This is a genomic window from Streptococcus oralis, from assembly GCF_026782285.1.
GTDB classification, from domain to species: Bacteria; Bacillota; Bacilli; order Lactobacillales; family Streptococcaceae; genus Streptococcus; species Streptococcus oralis_CG.
The window spans coordinates 1-20,397 of sequence record NZ_JAKUWG010000012.1 but is presented as its reverse complement, the minus strand read 5'-3'; the positions used below and the strand labels follow the sequence as shown (position 1 = coordinate 20,397).

At 40.4% G+C, this 20,397-nt stretch carries 23 protein-coding genes; 19 read left to right on the top strand and 4 right to left on the bottom strand.

The genetic code is table 11. The features are described from left to right. Positions 1–54 precede the first annotated feature (54 nt). The gene (locus MK403_RS09215) at positions 55–600 is read left to right on the top strand and encodes a GNAT family N-acetyltransferase (RefSeq protein WP_268709656.1); all 546 of its coding nucleotides are present in this window, start codon (positions 55–57) and stop codon (positions 598–600) included. A gap of 59 nt (positions 601–659) precedes the next feature. Here MK403_RS09215 and MK403_RS09210 read toward each other — a convergent pair whose 3' ends face one another. From MK403_RS09210 to MK403_RS09195, 4 genes are read right to left on the bottom strand one after another with little or no spacing between them, the layout of a single operon-like run. Continuing rightward, positions 660–1,115, bottom strand: coding sequence for an 8-oxo-dGTP diphosphatase (locus tag MK403_RS09210; protein ID WP_268709655.1), 456 nt, complete (start codon positions 1,113–1,115; stop codon positions 660–662). A 10-nt stretch (positions 1,116–1,125) separates the two neighbouring features. Beyond that, positions 1,126–1,647, bottom strand: coding sequence for a DUF1697 domain-containing protein (locus MK403_RS09205; RefSeq protein WP_268709654.1), 522 nt, complete (start codon positions 1,645–1,647; stop codon positions 1,126–1,128). A gap of 13 nt (positions 1,648–1,660) precedes the next feature. Further along, entirely contained in the window at positions 1,661–2,842 is a 1,182-nt protein-coding gene (locus MK403_RS09200; RefSeq protein ID WP_326845902.1) for a BaiN/RdsA family NAD(P)/FAD-dependent oxidoreductase, read from the bottom strand. Positions 2,843–2,899: 57 nt separating this feature from the next. After that, positions 2,900–3,745, bottom strand: coding sequence for a DegV family protein (locus MK403_RS09195; RefSeq protein WP_268709652.1), 846 nt, complete (start codon positions 3,743–3,745; stop codon positions 2,900–2,902). A gap of 124 nt (positions 3,746–3,869) precedes the next feature. On the opposite strand from MK403_RS09195, the gene MK403_RS09190 reads away from it, so the two are divergent. The 18 genes from MK403_RS09190 to ftsX all read left to right on the top strand — a co-directional run bounded on the left by MK403_RS09190 (position 3,870) and on the right by ftsX (position 20,302). Then, positions 3,870–4,427 (top strand): TetR/AcrR family transcriptional regulator, encoded by a 558-nt coding sequence (locus MK403_RS09190; protein ID WP_093586631.1) that lies wholly within the window; start codon positions 3,870–3,872, stop codon positions 4,425–4,427. 18 nt (positions 4,428–4,445) lie between these two features. Beyond that, positions 4,446–4,913, top strand: a complete 468-nt coding sequence (locus tag MK403_RS09185; protein ID WP_268709651.1) for a deoxycytidylate deaminase — start codon at positions 4,446–4,448, stop codon at positions 4,911–4,913. Between the two features lie 88 nt (positions 4,914–5,001). Further along, on the top strand, positions 5,002–5,631 hold the full coding sequence (upp, locus tag MK403_RS09180; RefSeq protein WP_268709650.1) for a uracil phosphoribosyltransferase: 630 nt from the start codon (positions 5,002–5,004) through the stop codon (positions 5,629–5,631). Positions 5,632–5,809: 178 nt separating this feature from the next. Next, positions 5,810–6,400 (top strand): ATP-dependent Clp protease proteolytic subunit ClpP, encoded by a 591-nt coding sequence (clpP, locus tag MK403_RS09175; RefSeq protein WP_268709649.1) that lies wholly within the window; start codon positions 5,810–5,812, stop codon positions 6,398–6,400. Positions 6,401–6,478: 78 nt separating this feature from the next. Next, positions 6,479–6,748, top strand: coding sequence for a YlbG family protein (locus tag MK403_RS09170; protein ID WP_268709648.1), 270 nt, complete (start codon positions 6,479–6,481; stop codon positions 6,746–6,748). An 87-nt stretch (positions 6,749–6,835) separates the two neighbouring features. Continuing rightward, the gene (locus MK403_RS09165; RefSeq protein WP_268709647.1) at positions 6,836–7,996 is read left to right on the top strand and encodes an ABC transporter substrate-binding protein; all 1,161 of its coding nucleotides are present in this window, start codon (positions 6,836–6,838) and stop codon (positions 7,994–7,996) included. 119 nt (positions 7,997–8,115) lie between these two features. After that, positions 8,116–8,985, top strand: coding sequence for a branched-chain amino acid ABC transporter permease (locus MK403_RS09160; RefSeq protein WP_000941418.1), 870 nt, complete (start codon positions 8,116–8,118; stop codon positions 8,983–8,985). A 3-nt stretch (positions 8,986–8,988) separates the two neighbouring features. Next, positions 8,989–9,945: a branched-chain amino acid ABC transporter permease gene (locus tag MK403_RS09155; protein WP_268709646.1), complete on the top strand. Its 957-nt coding sequence runs from the start codon at positions 8,989–8,991 to the stop codon at positions 9,943–9,945. Beyond that, positions 9,945–10,709: an ABC transporter ATP-binding protein gene (locus tag MK403_RS09150; protein WP_268709645.1), complete on the top strand. Its 765-nt coding sequence runs from the start codon at positions 9,945–9,947 to the stop codon at positions 10,707–10,709. The genes MK403_RS09155 and MK403_RS09150 overlap by 1 nt, the downstream gene beginning before the upstream one ends. Next, positions 10,709–11,419 (top strand): ABC transporter ATP-binding protein, encoded by a 711-nt coding sequence (locus MK403_RS09145; RefSeq protein ID WP_000062210.1) that lies wholly within the window; start codon positions 10,709–10,711, stop codon positions 11,417–11,419. Before MK403_RS09150 ends, MK403_RS09145 begins: the two co-directional genes overlap by 1 nt. A gap of 299 nt (positions 11,420–11,718) precedes the next feature. Next, the gene (locus MK403_RS09140) at positions 11,719–13,497 is read left to right on the top strand and encodes a phosphotransferase (protein WP_268709644.1); all 1,779 of its coding nucleotides are present in this window, start codon (positions 11,719–11,721) and stop codon (positions 13,495–13,497) included. A 1-nt stretch (position 13,498) separates the two neighbouring features. Then, a complete protein-coding gene (locus MK403_RS09135; protein WP_000805401.1) occupies positions 13,499–13,684 on the top strand; it encodes a hypothetical protein in 186 nt (61 codons plus the stop codon). Between the two features lies 1 nt (position 13,685). Then, positions 13,686–15,113, top strand: coding sequence for a cytosine permease (locus MK403_RS09130; protein ID WP_268709643.1), 1,428 nt, complete (start codon positions 13,686–13,688; stop codon positions 15,111–15,113). Positions 15,114–15,245: 132 nt separating this feature from the next. Then, positions 15,246–16,673, top strand: a complete 1,428-nt coding sequence (locus MK403_RS09125; RefSeq protein ID WP_268709642.1) for a cytosine permease — start codon at positions 15,246–15,248, stop codon at positions 16,671–16,673. A 133-nt stretch (positions 16,674–16,806) separates the two neighbouring features. Further along, positions 16,807–17,463, top strand: a complete 657-nt coding sequence (locus MK403_RS09120; RefSeq protein WP_268709641.1) for a CBS domain-containing protein — start codon at positions 16,807–16,809, stop codon at positions 17,461–17,463. A 112-nt stretch (positions 17,464–17,575) separates the two neighbouring features. Then, a protein-coding gene (gene prfB / locus MK403_RS09115; protein WP_096753628.1) for a peptide chain release factor 2 occupies positions 17,576–18,671 on the top strand; the annotation gives its coding sequence in 2 pieces (ribosomal slippage) (positions 17,576–17,647 and positions 17,649–18,671; 1,095 coding nt in all). A 19-nt stretch (positions 18,672–18,690) separates the two neighbouring features. Continuing rightward, positions 18,691–19,383 carry a cell division ATP-binding protein FtsE gene (gene ftsE, locus MK403_RS09110; RefSeq protein WP_000022257.1) on the top strand — a complete coding sequence of 231 codons (693 nt, stop codon included), beginning with the start codon at positions 18,691–18,693 and terminating at the stop codon, positions 19,381–19,383. Then, positions 19,376–20,302, top strand: a complete 927-nt coding sequence (ftsX, locus tag MK403_RS09105; protein WP_268709640.1) for a permease-like cell division protein FtsX — start codon at positions 19,376–19,378, stop codon at positions 20,300–20,302. The genes ftsE and ftsX overlap by 8 nt, the downstream gene beginning before the upstream one ends. The last annotated feature ends 95 nt before the right edge of the window (positions 20,303–20,397 follow it).

Here is a 20,397-nt window from a genome sequence, read left to right as displayed (position 1 = left end):
GTCCAGTGGACTTTTTTAGCTCCTTGCCTTAAGCTGAGAAAGCGAGGTAACATTATGAAAGCAATCGATACGCAAATATTACAGACAGAACGTTTGATTTTGAGAAGATTTGTGGAGAGTGATGCAGAAGCCATGTTTCAAAATTGGGCTTCATCTGCTGAGAATTTGACCTATGTCACCTGGGATCTCCATCCTGATGTTGAGGTGACTCGGAACTCGATTCGAAATTGGGTTGCATCCTATACCAATCCTAACTATTACAAATGGGCCATTTGTCTCAAAGAAAAACCAGAGCAAGTGATAGGAGATATCAGCATCGTTGAAATACACGAAAAAGATTTAAGTTGTGAAATTGGGTATATTTTAGGAAAAAACTATTGGGGTCGTGGTATGATGACGGAGGCCTTGAAAGCTGTGCTAGACTTCTGTTTTACTCAAGCAGGTTTTCAAAAGGTCAGAGCACGATATGCCAGTCTTAATCCAGCTTCGGGTCGTGTCATGGAGAAGGCGGGAATGTCTTATCTAAAAACCATTACCAATGGTGTGGAGAGAAAAGACTACGTTGCGGATCTTATTTATTATCAGATTAAAAAGAACTAAGAAATGACCTGAGCTTCAAAAGTTAATTTTTGAAGCTCAGGTCATTTTTTTCTGCTCTTTTATTTTAACTCATAAAGCCAGTCGTCACCGTCTTTGTAGTAAAAGAATTCACTTAAATCGTCTTCTAAAAAAACACGCAGCATGTCTGACATATCCTCAGTTGCAAGTTTCAGATGAGACAGATTTTCAAATTCTTCCCACCAAACAGTACCTTCATCTGAACATTGGAGTTCACCAGTAAAGTGTTCTGTCTTGTAAAAAAGGACGACATACCGATAATCCTCGTCATCGTACCAGTCTTTGATACCACAAAGTTGAGGTTTGGAAATGGTCAGACCAGTTTCTTCTTTCACTTCACGAATGACAGCATCGACAAAGGATTCGCCACGTTCAACATGACCACCAGGAAAAGTGATGCCGGGCCAGTCGGGACTAACTCGATCTTGAACTAGAACTTTGTTTCCGTTTTTAATCATGCACATGTTGACAAATTCGACTAATTCTTGTCTGTTCATATTGTTTTTCCTATTTTGTTAGTAACTTTTCCACGACGTTTAACTTTCGCATGGTCAAATCCACGCCAAAAAGTTTTTCAAGATAGTTGGTATTGAGCTTTTTTCGTTTTGCAGTTCTAGGGAGATAGAGGTAGAGACAGTGATCGCCTACACAAATTTCTTCCTCACCGTAGTCAGCTTTCAAATTTTCTAATGGCAGACTTTGGATAAATCCTTGATAAAGGATCACATGCACACGATCATGAAGATAGTCTTCTTTAAATGGATTCTCATGAACAATCTTTTCAAAATCGTTCTTATTCTTGATAACCATTTTTAAGTCAGCTCCAATTTTTTCCTTTATCAGAGTATGAATGCGTTCTCGTATTTCTTCTAAATCTAAGTCACTCTCAAGAATGATATTCCCGCTTTGAATATAGGTTCGAACGTGTTGAAAACCAGCTTCTGTCAAAATATCTACCAAATAAGACATTTTTGGGATAGCATTTTTTCCATTAGGAGTAACGCCTCTTAGTAAAATAATATGTTCCAAAGGGCTTCCTTTCTTATTTGGTATTTATTGGATTTGAGCCTGCCACCCAGCCGGTACAGAGGGCAGAAGTGATGTTAAAGCCACCCGTGTGGGCATTGATATCCAGTACCTCGCCAGCAAAGTGGAGGCCGGGAACGAGTTTGCTTTCCAGAGTTTTAGGATTGATTTCTTTGAGACTGACGCCACCTTTAGTAACAAAGGACTTGGCAAGGGACATTTTTCCAATCACAGGGATTTTGAGTGCTTTGATGGACTGGAGAAGTTGTTCCCGTTCTTTTTCAGTCAGTTGTTTGACTTTTTCAGGATAGCCTTGAACCAAAAATTCTGCCAAGCGTTCTGGAAGTAAAGTTTTTAAAGAATTTTTCAAGGATTTTTCCCGATTTTCTTCTAGAAATGCAGCTAAGTCCTTCTCAGAAAGTTGAGGCAAGACATCCAGTGAGAGGATCTCACCACCCTTGACAAAGCTGGACATGCGTAGGGCAGCAGGGCCAGATAAACCAAAGTGGGTAAAGAGTAAATCATGAGTGATGACATGCTTGCCATAGCTTAGGGTCACATCGTCTAGTGAAATGCCCTGAAGCGCTTTGTGAGGGAAATCAGTCAGAAGCGGACTCTCGGCCGCCTCAAGCTCGGTAATGGTATGTTTAAAATGACGGGCAATATCGTGGCCAAATCCAGTCGATCCAGTGGAAGGATAGGATTTACCACCAGTTGTCACAATCAGTTTATCACAAGTGAAGGTTTGATCTGCGGACTTCAGGACAAACTGGTTATCCACCTTTTTAACCGAAACAATCTCTGTTTGAGTAGCGACTTGACCACCGAGTTCAGTGATTTTCTTCTCCAAAGCTTCAATAATGGTTCGAGACTTGTCGCTAGCAGGAAAGACGCGTCCGTGGTCCTCGACCTTAAGTTTGACTCCATTTTCCGTAAAAAAGTTGATGATATCATGATTATCAAACTGGGAGAAGACACTATATAGAAAACGCCCATTCCCAGGGATGCCAGCTAATAGGTCATCTAAAGTTCCATTGTTGGTCACATTGCAGCGACCGCCGCCTGTACCAGCCAATTTTTTACCCAGTTTCCGATTTTTTTCGATGAGAAGAGTTTTCTGACCATAAAAGCTACTGGAAATCGTAGCCATCATGCCAGCAGGACCTCCACCGATGACAATAGTATTAAAATGTTTCATAGCTCTATTGTACCACAAAAAACAAGAGATGCTTGGCATCTCTTGTTGCTCATAATCTTAGTTAATTTCATATCCCATTAACAAACCGCCATCTTCTGCATAAAAACTGCAGAGACCAGATGTTGGGAGGATTTTGATATTGGCTTGTGGGAATGTTTCTAGCAAGCGTTCTGACAATTGCTGACAGAATTTTTCATTGCTGCGATGAGCCATGACGATACGTCCACCAGCGTAGCCAGCTTTGATGAGTTCTTCATAGGCTGCTTGAAGGGATTTTTTTGGTCCACGAGCTTTTTGGAGCAGTTCTAAGGTTCCAGTTTCACTTGCTTCCCCGACCATACGGATGTTGAGAAGACCAACAACTGTACCGATAAGTTTGCTCAAACGGCCATTTTTAACCAAGTTATCGACCTTAGCAAGGACAAAGAGCAACTTTGTTTTTTCTTGGTATGCTGTGATAGCTTCTACAATCTCCTCATAAGAAAGTCCTTGGTCAATCAAGTCGTTTAATTTTTCTACGAGCAAGTCAACTTCCCCACCCGCAGATAAGCTATCAATAACATGAATCTGAGTGTCAGGGTGTTCTTCGAGGTAGATATTTTTAGCGAGCTGTGCACTATTATGGCTACCTGAAAGAGTACCAGTGATGGTAACGACAAAGATATGCTTGGCACCTTCGAATGCACGCAAGTAATCATCAGGACTAGGACAAGCTGATTTTGAAGCCTCAGAAGTCGCATACATCTTTTCCATCATGTGATCAATGTCGAGATTAGCATCGTCAATAAAGACCTGATCAGCTACTTGAATGGTTAAAGGAACACTAACAAATTCAGTATCAATAGCGGGAGTTACCAATTGACGATAATCACAACCAGAGTCAGCTACAATCTTCCAAGTCATAGAAATTCTCCATCTTTGTCACTTATACATTGACAAAGGTTCTGTCTTTTTTTACAATTATATCATGAAAGCCCTTGAAACAAAAGTACTACCTCTCTGTTGTCACAAGTAGAAAGAAATTGTCATGTCTGAACGCAAAATATCTGAAAAATCTCTTGAAAATCTCAGAAAATCAAATCAAGAATCCAATTTCTTGACCAGAGAAGCAATTGAGACTGCTCTTTTGCAACTTCTGGAAAAAAAAGACTTGGCTAAGATTAGTATTTCAGAGTTGGTCAAGCGGGCGGGTGTCTCACGCGCTGCCTTCTATCGCAATTATGATTCTAAAGAAGCAATTTTAGAAAGTGTTTTTAAACGCAGTGTTCATAATATAATGGAACAGTTGAGCCACTACGATGTCAGAACAGACCTTTATCTAGTCTGGGTTCACCTTTTTCGAGCAGCCAAGAAAGAAGCCAAGGTTATCCAACTCGCTCTGGACTACCACTTGGAAAAGATTTTTGTCCAAGCCATGCAGGAATTTCTGGAAAAATACCACGGAAAATCAAAAGGCGTCAGCAGCTACCTTCATTCGTTTTGGAGTTCTGCCATCGTATCGGTTCTGCTCAAATGGATCAAGGATGGAATGAAGGTCCCAGCTGAAAAGATTGCGGATTTACGCTTGCCATTTTTCAAAAAATAGAGGAAAAGGAGAAGACTCATGACAGAAAAAAGACTGGCTTGGGATGAGTACTTTGCGGCTCAAGCCTTACTGATTGCCAATCGTTCGACCTGCAAACGCGCCAAGGTGGGAGCTGTCCTCGTTAAGGATAATAAGGTAATTTCAACAGGTTACAATGGTTCTGTATCTGGAACTGAGCACTGTATTGACCACGAATGTTTGGTCATTGAAGGTCACTGTGTCCGAACCCTTCACGCCGAGGTCAATGCTATCTTGCAAGGAGCCGAACGAGGGGTTCCCAGAGGATTTACAGCCTATGTGACCCATTTCCCTTGTCTGAACTGCACCAAACAACTGCTTCAGGTTGGTTGCAAGCGCGTGGTTTATATCAACAAGTACCGAATGGATGACTATGCCCAGTACCTTTATCAAGAAAAAGGCACCGAGTTGACGCATTTGCCGCTTGAGACTGTTCAAAGAGCTATCCAAGAAGCCAATGTAATTTAGAAATTATAAAAAATGAATGGTTTAGAGAGATTTTTAAACCATTTTTTGGTATAATGAGAAGAATAAATTGAAAGAAGGAATTCAGAAAATGGGGAAAATTGAAGTCATTAATCATCCACTGGTTCAACACAAATTGTCAATCTTGCGTCGTACAGACACTTCTACAAAAGCTTTTCGTGAGTTAGTAGATGAGATTGCAATGTTGATGGGATATGAAGTACTTCGTGATCTTCCACTTGAAGATGTGGAAATCGAAACACCAATCACAAAAACAGTTCAAAAACAATTGGCTGGTAAAAAATTGGCGATTGTCCCAATTTTACGTGCAGGTATCGGAATGGTCGATGGACTATTGAGCTTGGTTCCAGCAGCAAAAGTTGGGCACATTGGTATGTACCGTGATGAAGAAACCCTTCAACCAGTTGAATACTTGGTGAAATTGCCTGAGGACATTGACCAACGTCAAATCTTTGTCGTGGACCCAATGTTGGCAACAGGTGGTTCAGCTATCTTGGCTGTTGACTCCCTTAAAAAACGTGGGGCATCAAACATCAAGTTTGTCTGCCTAGTATCTGCTCCAGAAGGCGTGAAAGCTCTTCAAGAAGCTCACCCAGACGTAGAAATCTTTACAGCAGCCTTGGATGAACGTTTGAACGAACATGGCTATATTGTCCCAGGTCTCGGAGATGCTGGAGACCGCTTGTTCGGTACCAAATAAGACTCTGATAGAGTTTCGAAGATGAAATTAGAGGATGTCTCTAATTTTGCGAGGAGGTTGAATTTTTGGTTCTGTCGATAGTATAGAGCAAAAATTTGACCTTTTTTGACCAAAATATTATAATAGTCATATCTTCAGTCATGTGACTAACAAAAATAAAATTTAAAAGGAGAAATGAATGATTCCTGTAGTTATTGAACAAACAAGCCGTGGAGAACGTTCATATGATATTTACTCCCGTCTTTTGAAAGATCGCATCATTATGCTGACAGGTCCAGTTGAAGACAATATGGCCAACTCAGTTATTGCCCAGTTGCTCTTCTTGGATGCTCAAGATAACACAAAAGATATTTACCTTTATGTCAACACACCTGGAGGTTCTGTTTCAGCTGGTTTGGCAATCGTTGATACTATGAACTTTATCAAGGCAGATGTCCAAACTATCGTGATGGGAATGGCTGCATCTATGGGGACTGTTATTGCATCAAGTGGAGCAAAAGGCAAACGCTTCATGCTTCCAAATGCAGAGTACATGATTCACCAACCAATGGGTGGAACAGGTGGCGGTACCCAACAAACAGATATGGCAATCGCTGCAGAACACTTGCTTAAAACCCGTAAGACCTTGGAGCAAATCCTCGCTGATAACTCTGGTAAATCAGTTGAGCAAATTCATGCGGACGCTGAACGTGATTACTGGATGAGTGCCCAAGAAACACTTGAGTATGGTTTCATTGATGAAATTATGGCCAACAATTCTTTGAACTAATAAAGCATGAAAGCAAACTCGACGGAGTTTGCTTTTTTTGATATAATAGGATAAGATTTCTTAGAAAGAGGCTTCCTCATGTTTGAAAAGACAAACCGATCAGGATTAATCATTTATCTTTACTATAATAGGGATGCAAAAAAACTACAGGAATATGGAGATGTTTTCTATCATTCCAAAAAGCATCGCTACCTGCAACTTTATGTTCCGACTGAGAATCTAGAAAGCTTGGTTGAGAAATTAGCTAAGGAACGATATATCAAAAAGGTAAGGCCTTGTCATATTCAAGAGTTAGAGACTCCCTTTGTTGGCAATCTCTATCGTAACGAAGAAAACGTTATCATTTAAAAAATTAAATAAATGTGTTGACAATTTTCTGATAATTCGGTATATTCTTAACATACTATTTTTGAAACAACTATAAGGAGATTAAAAATGAAGAAAAAATTTGCCCTATCTTTTGTGGCTCTTGCTAGTGTAGCTCTTCTTGCTGCCTGTGGAGAGGTTAAATCAGGAGCGTCAAATACAACTGGAAATCCAGTTGATGAAAAGACGATCAAAATCGGTTTCAACTTTGAAGAAACTGGTGCTGTGGCTGCATACGGTACTGCTGAACAAAAAGGTGCGCAGCTAGCGGTTGACGAGATCAATGCTGCAGGTGGTATCGATGGAAAACAAATCGAAGTTGTAGACAAAGACAACAAATCTGAAACTGCTGAGGCTGCGTCTGTTACAACAAACCTTGTTACCCAATCAAAAGTAGCAGCTATTGTAGGACCTGCGACATCTGGTGCAACTGCCGCAGCTGTAGCTAACGCTACTAAAGCTGGAGTGCCATTGATTTCACCAAGTGCGACTCAAGATGGTTTGACCAAAGGTCAAGACTACCTATTCATCGGAACTTTCCAGGATAGCTTCCAAGGGAAGATTATTTCTAACTATGTAACAAACAAATTGAATGCTAAGAAGGTTGTTCTTTATACTGATAATGCTAGTGACTATGCTAAAGGTATTGCTAAATCATTCCGTGAAGCTTACAAAGGTGAAATCGTTGCAGATGAAACTTTCGTAGCAGGTGATACAGACTTCCAAGCAGCCCTTACAAAAATCAAAGATAAAGACTTTGATGCAATTGTCCTACCAGGTTACTACACAGAAGCAGGTAAAATCGTAAACCAAGCGCGTGGTATGGGAATTGATAAACCAATCGTTGGTGGTGATGGATTCAATGGTGAAGAGTTTGTGCAACAAGCAACTGCTGAAAAAGCATCAAACATCTACTTTATCTCAGGCTTCTCAACTACTGTAGAAGTTTCAGCTAAAGCAAAAGCTTTCCTTGACGCTTACCGTGCTAAGTACAATGAAGAACCTTCAACATTTGCAGCCTTGGCTTATGATTCAGTTCACCTTGTAGCAAACGCAGCAAAAGGTGCTAAAAACTCAGGTGAGATCAAGGACAACCTTGCTAAAACCAAAGACTTTGATGGTGTGACTGGTCAAACGAGCTTTGATGCAGATCACAACACAGTGAAAACGGCTTACATGATGACCATGAACAATGGTAAAGTGGAAGCAGCAGAAGTTGTAAAACCATAACATAAGAATAGTAGTTGAAATAGGGAATGAGCCTTTGACTCACTCCCTGTTTCGATGTTTATGAACTTGTGAAAATTGAGAAATTTTCTAAAAAATAACAATAGAAAAGAGTGAATGCTATGCTCCAACAACTTGTGAATGGTTTAATTCTGGGTAGTGTTTATGCACTTTTGGCCCTGGGTTACACCATGGTTTATGGAATTATCAAACTCATCAACTTCGCCCACGGTGATATTTATATGATGGGAGCCTTTATTGGTTACTTTTTGATTAATTCTTTCCAAATGAATTTCTTTTTAGCTTTGATTATTTCAATGGTAGGAACCGCACTACTCGGTGTTGTGATTGAATTTCTTGCCTACCGTCCTTTGCGACATTCTACACGTATTGCTGTATTGATTACTGCCATCGGAGTGTCTTTCCTACTTGAGTATGGGATGGTTTATCTAGTAGGTGCCAATACTCGCGCCTTTCCTCAAGCCATTCAAACAGTTCGCTATGATTTAGGACCAATCAGCTTGACAAACGTCCAGTTAATGATTTTAGCAGTTTCCTTACTCCTGATGATTTTATTGCAAGTGATTGTTCAAAAAACAAAAATGGGGAAAGCGATGCGTGCTGTATCAGTTGATAGTGACGCAGCTCAATTGATGGGAATCAACGTAAACCGTACTATCAGCTTTACCTTTGCCTTGGGTTCAGCCCTTGCTGGAGCGGCAGGTGTCCTCATTGCCCTTTATTACAACTCTCTTGAACCTTTGATGGGTGTGACTCCAGGCCTTAAATCTTTCGTTGCGGCCGTACTCGGTGGTATCGGGATTATTCCTGGTGCAGCTCTAGGGGGATTTGTTATTGGTTTGTTGGAGACTTTTGCCACAGCCTTCGGCATGTCTGATTTCCGTGATGCCATCGTATATGGAATCTTGCTTCTGATTCTAATTGTTCGTCCTGCAGGTATCCTTGGCAAGAATGTGAAAGAGAAGGTGTAAACAATGAAGACAAATCTTAAAGTAAATATTCTCTGGTTATTCCTTTTGTTAGCAGGTTATGGGCTGATCAGTGTACTGATTTCTGCTGGTGTTCTCAATCTATTCCATGTCCAAATTTTAGAACAAATTGGGATTAATATCATCCTTGCAGTAGGTTTGAACTTAATTGTTGGTTTTTCAGGACAATTCTCACTCGGTCACGCTGGTTTTATGGCGATTGGGGCTTATGCAGCAGCGATTATTGGCTCAAAATCACCAACCTATGGTGCTTTCTTTGGAGCAATGGTCTTGGGTGCCTTGATTTCTGGTGCAGTAGCTTTGCTCGTTGGAATTCCAACTCTACGCTTGAAGGGGGACTATCTGGCCGTCGCGACACTAGGTGTTTCAGAAATCATTCGTATCTTTATCATTAATGGTGGAAGTTTGACCAACGGTGCTGCTGGTATCTTGGGTATCCCTAACTTCACAACTTGGCAAATGGTTTACCTTTTTGTGGTGATTACAACTATTGCAACCCTCAACTTCTTACGTAGTCCGATTGGACGTTCTACTCTATCTGTTCGTGAAGATGAGATTGCTGCGGAGTCCGTTGGGGTAAATACCACAAAGATCAAAATAATCGCTTTTGTCTTTGGTGCCATTACAGCAAGTATTGCTGGTTCTCTTCAGGCTGCTTTTATCGGATCTGTTGTACCAAAAGATTACACCTTTATTAATTCTATCAATGTGTTGATTATCGTAGTATTTGGTGGACTTGGGTCTATTACTGGTACAATTGTTTCTGCGATTGTTTTGGGAATTTTAAATATGCTCCTTCAAGATGTGGCTAGCGTACGTATGATCATTTACGCTTTGGCTCTTGTATTGGTTATGATCTTCAGACCAGGTGGACTCCTTGGAACATGGGAATTGAGCCTATCACGTTTCTTTAAAAAATCTAAGAAGGAGGGACAAAACTAATGGCATTACTTGAAGTTAAACAGTTAACTAAACATTTTGGCGGTCTAACAGCTGTTGGAGATGTCACTCTTGAATTGAACGAGGGAGAATTGGTTGGTTTGATTGGACCCAACGGAGCTGGAAAAACAACCCTTTTCAATCTCTTGACGGGTGTTTATGAACCAAGCGAAGGTACTGTCACATTAGATGGTCATCTCCTAAATGGGAAAACTCCCTACAAGATTGCTTCACTTGGACTCAGTCGTACTTTCCAAAATATTCGTTTGTTCAAAGATCTGACAGTTTTGGAAAATGTTTTGATTGCATTTGGTAACCATCATAAACAACATGTCCTTGCGAGTTTTCTGCGCCTGCCCGCTTTCTATAAGAATGAGGAAGAATTAAAAAGCAAAGCGTTGGACTTGCTTAAGATTTTTGATTTGGATGGCGATGCAGATACACTTGCTAAAAATCTGGCCTATGGTCAACAACGCCGATTAGAAATCGTTCGTGCTCTGGCAACCGAACCTAAGATCCTCTTTTTGGATGAGCCTGCGGCTGGGATGAATCCACAAGAAACAGTTGAATTGACAGAATTGATACGCCGTATCAAAGATGAATTTAAAATTACCATCATGCTCATCGAACACGACATGAATTTGGTTATGGAAGTCACTGAGCGTATCTATGTGCTTGAGTATGGTCGCTTGATTGCTCATGGAACTCCAGACGAAATCAAGAACAATCAACGTGTAATCGATGCTTATCTAGGAGGTGAAGCCTAATGTCTATGTTAAAAGTTGAAAACCTCTCTGTGCATTACGGCATGATCCAAGCAGTTCGTGATGTTAGTTTCGAGGTCAATGAAGGTGAAGTTGTTTCCTTGATAGGTGCCAATGGTGCTGGTAAAACAACCATTCTTCGTACTCTTTCAGGTTTGGTTCGTCCAAGTGCTGGTAAAATTCAGTTTTTAGGAAAAGAAATTCAAAAGATGCCAGCTCAAAAAATCGTGGCAGGTGGCCTTTCCCAAGTTCCTGAAGGACGCCATGTTTTTCCAGGTTTGACTGTTATGGAAAACTTAGAAATGGGAGCCTTTTTAAAGAAAAACCGTGAAGAAAATCAAGCCAACTTGAAGAAAGTCTTCTCTCGTTTCCCACGTTTAGAAGAACGCAAAAACCAAGATGCAGCTACCCTTTCAGGTGGTGAACAGCAAATGCTTGCTATGGGACGTGCTCTCATGTCCACGCCCAAACTTCTCCTTTTAGATGAACCATCAATGGGACTGGCTCCTATCTTTATCCAAGAAATTTTTGATATCATCCAAGACATTCAGAAGCAAGGAACAACGGTTCTCCTAATTGAGCAGAACGCTAACAAGGCCCTTGCTATCTCTGACCGAGGTTATGTACTTGAAACAGGTAAAATTGTCCTATCTGGAACTGGTAAGGAACTAGCTGCGTCAGATGAAGTCAGAAAAGCATACCTAGGTGGCTAAACTAGTCTGGGAGACTAGTTTAGGTTGCAGATGGAGATTACGAAGTAATCATCATTATAGCCCAGGGGCCCTTTTTAGTCGGCAGATAAAGATTGCGTAAGCAATCATCAAAATTCAGTGGATTGTTTTGTAGATGAATTTGAAGAGCTCCAAATTTGGGGCTTTTTCTTTGTTTTACCGCTATTTTGATGGAATTGATTTGAGTATCCGTTTTCTTGATATGGAATTTAACTTGACAAAAGCATTTGTTCATTATATAATTAAGTAAATAACAATATTGAACAAAAGAGGCTGAAGATATGCTATCAGAAAAACAATTTAAACTTTTACGTTTTTTGTTGACTCATAAAGACGAAAACTTTACGCAGAGACAATTGGCTGAGAAGCTAGACATCTCTTTGGGGGCTGTGAATAACCTTCTCAAGGAATGTAAAGAAGAGAAGTGGATCAGTGAGGAAAATCACTTAACTGACCTAGGTGAGGAGGCTTTGGCTCCGTATCAGGTGAAGAATGCCATTATCATGGCTGCAGGTATGAGTAGCCGCTTTGCACCTTTGTCTTATGAGCTACCTAAAGGATTGCTTCAAGTTAAAGGTGAGCGTTTGATTGAGAGAGAAATCAAGCAATTGCAAGAAGCTGGGATAGAGGACATTACAGTTATTGTAGGCTATCTGCAAGAAAAAATGTTCTATCTAGCAGAAAAATTTGGTGTTAAAATCGTTGTGAATAATGATTACTACAAGTACAACAACTGTTCTTCTCTCATGCTAGTCAGAGACCAACTTTCTAACACTTATATTTGCTCTTCGGATAATTATTTTGTAGAAAATCCGTTTGAACGCTACATTTACAGGGGTTACTATTCTACAATATTTGCAGAAGGGGACACAGACGAATACTGCTCTAAGGAAGACTCCAATCACACGATTATCGATATTCAAATCGGTGGGACGAATACTTGGGCTATGGTAGGGCATGTTTATTTTGATCGTGCATTTAGTGAAAAGTTCGTAGATATTTTAGAAACTGAATTTAAGCACGAACCATATCGCGAACAACTCTGGGAAGATTATTATAGCCGTCACGTCAAGGAACTTCCTTTGGAAGCTCGACATTATTCAGCAGACATTGTTAAGGAGTTTGATTCACTAGATGAGTTGCGTCAGTTTGATGAGCACTATTTGGTGAATACTAATTCGGAAATCATTGATAACATCTGTAAGACATTAGGATGTATAGCTTCAGATATTGTCAATATTAAACCCCTGAAAGATGGTCTAACCAACACTTCGTTTTCATTTGACTGCCTAGGGAAGAAATATGTTTACCGTCATCCAGGTAGAGGAACGGAGAATTATATCGATCGTGCTAGTGAAGCGGCTTCCATGGAAATTGCTGCAAAATTAAAGATTGACCGTACCTTTGTTGCCATGAACAAGGATGAGGGCTGGAAAATTTCAGAATTTATCCCTAATGCTAAGCAACTAGATTATGATAATTGGGATGATGTAGCAAAAGCAATGGAGCTCTTGAGACGTTTGCACCAATCTGGAGAAAAAACGGGACATTCCTTTGACCAATTTGAGGGAATTGATGATTTTAGACAAAAATTAAAGGCTAGCAATCGTTTTGAATTTGATGGGCTTGAAGAGTTGGATCAGAATGTCTCAGTTCTCGAGAAGCTTTTACAAGAAGATCAAGCGAAAAAGGTTCTCTGCCACGGAGATTCTTATAGCCCGAATTTCTTGTTGAATGAAGCTGGCGAAATGAGCTTGATTGATTGGGAATATTCTGGTATGGGAGATCCAGCAGGAGATTTAGGAACCTTTATCGGGTGTTCAAATTATACAGTGGAAGAAGCTGAAAAGGTACTTGAAATCTATCTACAAGAAGTTCCAGACAAGAAAACCAAACGTCACTATTTTGCCTATGTATCAGTGACTTCATATTATTGGTTTTTGTGGGCCTTGTTCCAAGAAAGCGTTGGAAAACCAGTAGGTGAATTTCTCTACATCTGGTATCGTTATACCAAACAGTATGGAAAACTTGCATTAGATTTATATTTGGAGGAGAATTGAGATGAAGCCGACATCTGAAATTGAAGAATTAATAGCAAATGAAACGAAAAGAAGGCTAGAAGAAATGGAATCACCAAACTATGTGTTTGCCCAGCCATTTCTAAAAAGTGATTTTATTATAGTCATTGGCTTGGTTCTAATTAACCTTATTCTGATTATCCTAGCCATGACAGGAGGTATTCAATAAAATGTCTAAGATGAATGACTTTATTCAACAGGAGACGATAACGGGTATTGTTCCCATGACCAACAAGGATCGTCAGTATTCTTTCTGGGATCTCTTTCTGTCGACAAGTGGTTTTGCTATCGCAACTTGGTGTTATACCCAAGGAGCCTATGTGGCTCAATATTTGACCTTTAATCAAATGTTGATTAATATTTTTAGCTTTAACATTATTTGGGTCTTTATTGAATGTCTCCCAATCTTGTTTGCGGTTAAATATGGAATTGATTTATGGATTTGGTTGAGAGCTGTCCTCGGAAAAAAAGGCGTAGCCTTGCTATCAACTATTATTAGCTTAGCTAACTTTGGCTGGTATGCCGTTGCGGCCAATCTTTTTGCTAGCTCCATGATTCATTTGGCAAATAATTTCGGTCTTGGTTTGGACAAGGGAGTATGGGCACCTATTCTTGGTACACTCTGTGTTCTTCTTGGAACTCTTATTGCTCTAGGGGGGCCAGAAGTGATTAAATGGACCAATCGATTCTTGGTAATCGCCCTGTTGATTGTCGGTCTCATTATCGTTGGAATCTGCTTTGTCGCCGTTCCTATAACTGATATTATGAATATTCAACCGGCTACCCAAGGAGATTTAACTCCATTAGAACGCTTCATGCTTTCTGGAGAAGGAAATGTTGCCTTTGCCTTTTCTTGGTCTACACAGGCATTGGTTTTACCACGTTTAGCAAAATCAGAACGTAGTGGTTATTGGGCTACAGCCATATCATACGGAGTTGTGGCTCCATTCTTCGTTGCGACAGGTGGAGTCATGGCTTTGGCTATGTTTGTCAAAACAGGTGTTTATGAAAGTGATCCAACAACCATGCTTTCAACTCTAAGCACACCTGCCTTTGCTCTCTTAAGTCTACTACTAGTAGCCTTTGCCAATATTGGAACCCAAGGGACAGGATCATACGTGAACTGTATGATTGTCAAAAGCGGGATGCCAAAAGTAAGCTATAAACTAATGGTTTGGATTGCTATGGTTTATGTGAGTCTACTCACCATCTGGGGAGGGGTAGAAGAGTACTTCGGTTCCTTCATTTCACTAGCCGCTTATATTCAGGGACCAATTATCGGAATGATTGTTGTCGACTACTTTATCTTAAGAAAACGAAAACTTGATTTGCGCTCAGCCTATTTCCTTGAAGGACATGACGCCTATGAGTTTACAAATGGCTTTAATCTGGTAGGATTGTCTTGCGTGTTTATTTCCTTATTGGTAGCGGTACTATTTGTTTATAACCCTGTAACAGCACAGATTCAAAGCCCAATCTTTTTAATCACAACGGGTAGTGGCTTTACTGCTATTTTTGGAGGTTTATTGTACTGGTTAGCTAGCTTAACTCCGTTAAAACGCTATATGATCAAGGATCGGGACTCTGTTACGATTTAAGGATAAATAAAAGTCTTAATCTATATCTATTTGCTTCCTCTTTTTTGAAAGTTAATTTTACATAAGTAATTGATATGATTCTAGTCAATCATATTCTGATTATCCTAGCCATGACAGGAGGTATTCAATAAAATGTCCAAGATGAATGACTTCATTCAACAGGAGACGATAACGGGAATCGTTCCCATGACCAACAAGGATCGTCAGTATTCTTTCTGGGATCTCTTCTTATCGACAAGTGGTTTTGCCATCGCAACTTGGTGTTATACCCAAGGAGCTTATGTGGCTCAATATTTGACCTTTAATCAAATGTTGATTAATATTTTTAGTTTCAACATTATCTGGGTTTTTATCGAATGTCTTCCAATCTTGTTTGCGGTTAAATATGGAATTGATTTATGGATTTGGTTGAGAGCCGTTCTAGGTAAAAAAGGGGTGGCCGTTCTATCAACTGTGATTAGTCTGGCAAATTTTGGTTGGTACGCCGTTACTGCCAATCTTTTTGCCAGCTCCATGATTCATTTGGCAAATAATTTTGGACTTGGTTTGGACAAGGGAGTATGGGCACCGATTCTTGGTACACTCTGTGTTCTCCTTGGAACGCTGATTGCTCTTGGGGGCCCAGAGGTGATTAAAGGCACTAATCGCTTCCTGGTGGTTGCCTTGTTATTTGTTGGGCTAATCATCGTTGGAATCTGTTTTGTTGCGGTTCCGATTAGGGATATTATGAATGTCCAACCTGCTATCCAAGAAAATTTGACACCGATTGAACGTTTTATGATGTCAGGGGAAGGAAATGTGGCCGTAGCCTTTTCTTGGTCTACACAAGCATTTGTCTTACCACGTTTGGCAAAATCAGAACGCAGTGGCTATTGGGCTACAGCCTTGTCATACGGGGTTGTTGCGCCATTCTTTGCTGCGACAGGTGGGGTGATGGCTCTAGCCATGTTTGTCAAAACAGGTGTCTATGAAAGTGACCCAACGACCATGCTTTCCACTCTAAGCACTCCTGCCTTTGCGCTTTTAAGTTTACTATTAGTAGCCTTTGCCAATATTGGAACCCAAGGTACAGGATCGTATGTGAACTGTATGATTGTAAAAAGCGGGATGCCCAAAGTAAGCTATAAACTAATGGTTTGGATTGCCATGGTTTATGTGAGCCTACTTACCATCTGGGGAGGAGTGGATGAATACTTCGGTTCCTTCATCTCGCTGGCGGCCTATATTCAAGGACCCATTATCGGAATGATCGTTGTTGACTATTTTATCTTAAGAAAACGAAAACTCGATTTGCGTTCAGCCTATTTCCTTGAAGGACATGACGCCTATGAGTTTACAAATGGCTTTAATCTGGTAGGATTATCTTGTGTAATCATTTCCTTGTTAGTTGCAGTACTATTTGTTTACAACCCTATAACAAAGCATATCCAGAGTCCTATGTTCCTACTCACAACTGGTAGTGGCTTTACTGCGATCTTTGGTGGTCTATTGTACTGGCTAGCTAGCTTAACTTCTTTAAAACGCTATATGATTAAGGATAGAGATTCCGTTACGATTTAAGTTTAAGAGAGCAGGCTGTTTCTCTCTTTTTTTGTGATTGAATGTTACAAAATCTTGAAAAAGAGATGAAAGCGTTTGATAGTTTTTGTAAGAAAGTGTATAATTATAGTAGCAATAAAGAAGGAGAAGTCTCATGGCAGTTAAAGATTTTATGACCCGCAAGGTAGTTTATATCAGTCCAGATACGACTGTAGCACATGCAGCAGATTTGATGCGCGAGCAAGGTTTGCACCGTTTACCTGTTATCGAAAATGACCAATTGGTTGGTCTTGTAACAGAAGGAACTATTGCTGAAGCCAGTCCGTCTAAAGCAACCAGCCTCTCTATCTATGAGATGAATTATCTTCTCAATAAGACCAAAGTCAAAGATGTGATGATTCGGGATGTCATCACAGTATCAGGTTATGCTAGTCTAGAAGATGCGACCTATCTCATGTTGAAGAATAAGATCGGTATTCTTCCAGTTGTGGACAACCAACAGGTTTACGGTGTGATTACAGATCGTGATGTTTTTCAAGCCTTTCTAGAAATTGCTGGCTACGGCGAGGAAGGAATTCGTGTTCGGTTTATTACGGAAAATGAAGTCGGGGTTTTGGGCAAGATTGTGACCTTGATTGTAGAAGAAAATCTGAATATTTCACACACAGTCAATATTCCGCGCAAGGATGGTAAGGTCGTGATTGAGGTTCAAATTGATGGGACGATTGATTTAAACTTCCTGAAGGAGAAATTTGAAGCCCAAGGTATCCAAGTAGAGGAGATTGCTAGAACCTCTGCTAAAAAGTTATAAAATGGAGGGTGAGAAAGCCCTCTTTTTTGCTTATAATTTGAAATAACAAGCAAAATATGGAAAGAAATGAGAGAATGTGGTATAATGAAACGATGTGAATAAAGGAGTATTTATGGACATTTCAGAAATTCGTCAAAAAATTGATGCAAATCGTGAAAAATTAGCTTCTTTCAGGGGGTCTCTTTGACCTCGAAGGACTAGAGGAAGAGATTGCCATCTTGGAAAACAAGATGACGGAACCTGATTTTTGGAACGATAATATCGCGGCCCAAAAAACGTCGCAAGAATTAAATGAATTAAAAAATACCTACAACACCTTCCGTAAAATGGAAGAGTTGCAGGATGAAGTTGAAATTTTATTGGATTTTTTAGCAGAAGACGAGTCAGTCCATGATGAACTGGTTGAACAGTTGACAGAACTGGATAAGATGATGACCAGCTACGAGATGACGCTTCTCTTGTCAGAACCTTATGACCATAATAATGCCATCTTGGAAATCCATCCAGGTTCTGGAGGTACAGAGGCTCAGGACTGGGGTGATATGTTGCTCCGTATGTACACTCGTTATGGAAATGCAAAAGGCTTTAAAGTAGAAGTCTTGGATTACCAAGCTGGTGATGAAGCGGGCATCAAGTCTGTGACCTTGTCCTTTGAAGGTCCAAATGCCTACGGTCTTCTCAAGTCGGAAATGGGTGTTCACCGTCTGGTCCGTATTTCTCCATTTGACTCTGCCAAACGTCGTCATACTTCATTTACATCCGTGGAAGTCATGCCCGAGTTGGATGATACCATCGAAGTGGAAATCCGTGAGGATGATATTAAGATGGATACCTTCCGTTCAGGTGGTGCTGGTGGACAAAACGTCAATAAAGTTTCAACAGGTGTGCGTTTGACACACATTCCTACGGGGACAGTCGTTCAATCGACAGTCGATCGTACCCAGTATGGAAATAGAGATCGTGCTATGAAGATGTTGCAAGCCAAGCTCTATCAGATGGAGCAAGAAAAGAAAGCTGCGGAAGTCGATTCCCTAAAAGGTGAGAAAAAAGAAATCACTTGGGGAAGTCAGATTCGTTCTTATGTCTTCACACCTTATACCATGGTAAAAGATCACCGTACGAGCTTTGAAGTTGCTCAGGTAGATAAGGTCATGGATGGAGACCTTGATGGTTTCATCGACGCTTATCTCAAGTGGCGAATCAGCTAAGAAATAGAAAGGAACTCACATGTCAATCATTGAAATGCGAGATGTTGTCAAAAAATACGATAACGGAACGACTGCTCTTCGTGGAGTCTCTCTTAGTATTGAACCAGGAGAATTTGCCTATATCGTTGGGCCTTCTGGAGCAGGGAAGTCAACCTTTATTCGAGCTTTATATCGAGAAGTAAAGATTGAAAAAGGGAGCCTAACAGTTGCAGGCTTTAATCTAGTTAAAATCAAGAAGAAAGATATCCCTCTGCTCCGTCGCAGTGTTGGGGTAGTCTTTCAAGATTACAAACTCTTGCCCAAGAAAACCGTTTATGAAAATATTGCTTACGCAATGGAAGTTATCGGAGAGAACCGTCGCAACATTAAAAAACGTGTTATGGAAGTCTTGGACTTGGTCGGTTTGAAACACAAGGTTCGCTCTTTCCCTAACGAACTCTCAGGTGGAGAGCAGCAACGGATTGCGATTGCCCGTGCGATTGTGAACAATCCTAAGGTCTTGATTGCCGATGAGCCGACAGGAAACTTGGACCCAGATAATTCTTGGGAAATTATGAATCTGTTGGAACGCATCAATCTCCAAGGTACGACTGTCTTGATGGCGACCCACAACAGTCAAATTGTAAATACCTTGCGCCACCGTGTCATTGCCATTGAAAATGGCCGTGTCGTTCGTGACGAAGCTAAAGGAGAATATGGATACGATGATTAGTAGATTTTTTCGCCATTTATTTGAATCACTCAAAAGTTTAAAACGAAATGGCTGGATGACAGTGGCAGCAGTGAGTTCGGTTATGATTACCTTGACACTCGTTGCCCTGTTTGCATCTGTAATTTTTAATACAGCGAAACTGGCTACCGATATTGAAAACAACGTTCGTGTCATGGTTTACATTCGTAAGGATGTAGCAGATAATAGTGAAACGATTGAAAAAGAAGGTCAGACAGTTACCAATAATGACTATCACAAGGTTTATGATGCCTTAAAAGCCATGCAAGGTGTTAAGAATGTCACTTTTTCAAGCAAGGAAGAGCAGTATCAAAAATTGACTGAAACGATGGGGGATGACTGGAAGGTCTTTGAAGGGGATGCCAATCCTCTCTATGATGCCTATATCGTTGATACCAATTCTCCGAGTGATGTTCCTAAAGTAGCAGAAGAGGCCAAGAAAATTGAAGGGGTATCTGAGGTTCAAGACGGTGGTGCCAACACTCAACGACTTTTCGAACTGGCTTCCTTTATCCGTGTTTGGGGATTGGTTATTGCGGGGCTCTTGATTTTTATTGCAGTCTTCCTCATTTCCAATACCATTCGTATTACCATTATTTCTCGGAGCCGTGAAATTCAAATCATGCGTCTAGTAGGAGCTAAAAATGGCTACATTAGAGGACCATTCTTACTTGAAGGTGCCTTTATCGGTTTATTTGGTGCAGCGATTCCTTCAGTCCTTGTATTCTTTGTTTATAATATGGTTTATCAATCTGTCAATAAATCCTTGGTGGGGCAAAACTTGTCAATGATTACACCAGATGTGTTTATCCCTTTGATGACAGTCCTATTGTTTGTGATTGGTATTTTCATTGGGGCAATTGGATCAGGCATTTCAATGCGTCGATTCTTGAAGATCTAGTTGGATATAAATGCAAATTGCAGAACAAATCAGAAATAATACAATTTTAAAAGAGAAGTTTTCTGGCTCTTTGTCAACCGTAGTGGGTTGAAGTC

Coding starts and splice junctions, on each gene's coding strand:
- MK403_RS09215 (WP_268709656.1), top strand. CDS start 55: ATGAAAGCAATCGATACGCAAATATTACAGACAGAACGTTTGATTTTG.
- MK403_RS09195 (WP_268709652.1), bottom strand. CDS start 3,745: ATGACTTGGAAGATTGTAGCTGACTCTGGTTGTGATTATCGTCAATTG.
- MK403_RS09210 (WP_268709655.1), bottom strand. CDS start 1,115: ATGAACAGACAAGAATTAGTCGAATTTGTCAACATGTGCATGATTAAA.
- ftsX (WP_268709640.1), top strand. CDS start 19,376: ATGATTAGTAGATTTTTTCGCCATTTATTTGAATCACTCAAAAGTTTA.
- MK403_RS09135 (WP_000805401.1), top strand. CDS start 13,499: ATGAAGCCGACATCTGAAATTGAAGAATTAATAGCAAATGAAACGAAA.
- MK403_RS09165 (WP_268709647.1), top strand. CDS start 6,836: ATGAAGAAAAAATTTGCCCTATCTTTTGTGGCTCTTGCTAGTGTAGCT.
- MK403_RS09200 (WP_326845902.1), bottom strand. CDS start 2,842: ATGAAACATTTTAATACTATTGTCATCGGTGGAGGTCCTGCTGGCATG.
- MK403_RS09150 (WP_268709645.1), top strand. CDS start 9,945: ATGGCATTACTTGAAGTTAAACAGTTAACTAAACATTTTGGCGGTCTA.
- upp (WP_268709650.1), top strand. CDS start 5,002: ATGGGGAAAATTGAAGTCATTAATCATCCACTGGTTCAACACAAATTG.
- MK403_RS09140 (WP_268709644.1), top strand. CDS start 11,719: ATGCTATCAGAAAAACAATTTAAACTTTTACGTTTTTTGTTGACTCAT.
- MK403_RS09125 (WP_268709642.1), top strand. CDS start 15,246: ATGTCCAAGATGAATGACTTCATTCAACAGGAGACGATAACGGGAATC.
- MK403_RS09155 (WP_268709646.1), top strand. CDS start 8,989: ATGAAGACAAATCTTAAAGTAAATATTCTCTGGTTATTCCTTTTGTTA.
- MK403_RS09120 (WP_268709641.1), top strand. CDS start 16,807: ATGGCAGTTAAAGATTTTATGACCCGCAAGGTAGTTTATATCAGTCCA.
- MK403_RS09145 (WP_000062210.1), top strand. CDS start 10,709: ATGTCTATGTTAAAAGTTGAAAACCTCTCTGTGCATTACGGCATGATC.
- MK403_RS09130 (WP_268709643.1), top strand. CDS start 13,686: ATGTCTAAGATGAATGACTTTATTCAACAGGAGACGATAACGGGTATT.
- MK403_RS09190 (WP_093586631.1), top strand. CDS start 3,870: ATGTCTGAACGCAAAATATCTGAAAAATCTCTTGAAAATCTCAGAAAA.
- ftsE (WP_000022257.1), top strand. CDS start 18,691: ATGTCAATCATTGAAATGCGAGATGTTGTCAAAAAATACGATAACGGA.
- MK403_RS09185 (WP_268709651.1), top strand. CDS start 4,446: ATGACAGAAAAAAGACTGGCTTGGGATGAGTACTTTGCGGCTCAAGCC.
- MK403_RS09160 (WP_000941418.1), top strand. CDS start 8,116: ATGCTCCAACAACTTGTGAATGGTTTAATTCTGGGTAGTGTTTATGCA.
- MK403_RS09170 (WP_268709648.1), top strand. CDS start 6,479: ATGTTTGAAAAGACAAACCGATCAGGATTAATCATTTATCTTTACTAT.
- clpP (WP_268709649.1), top strand. CDS start 5,810: ATGATTCCTGTAGTTATTGAACAAACAAGCCGTGGAGAACGTTCATAT.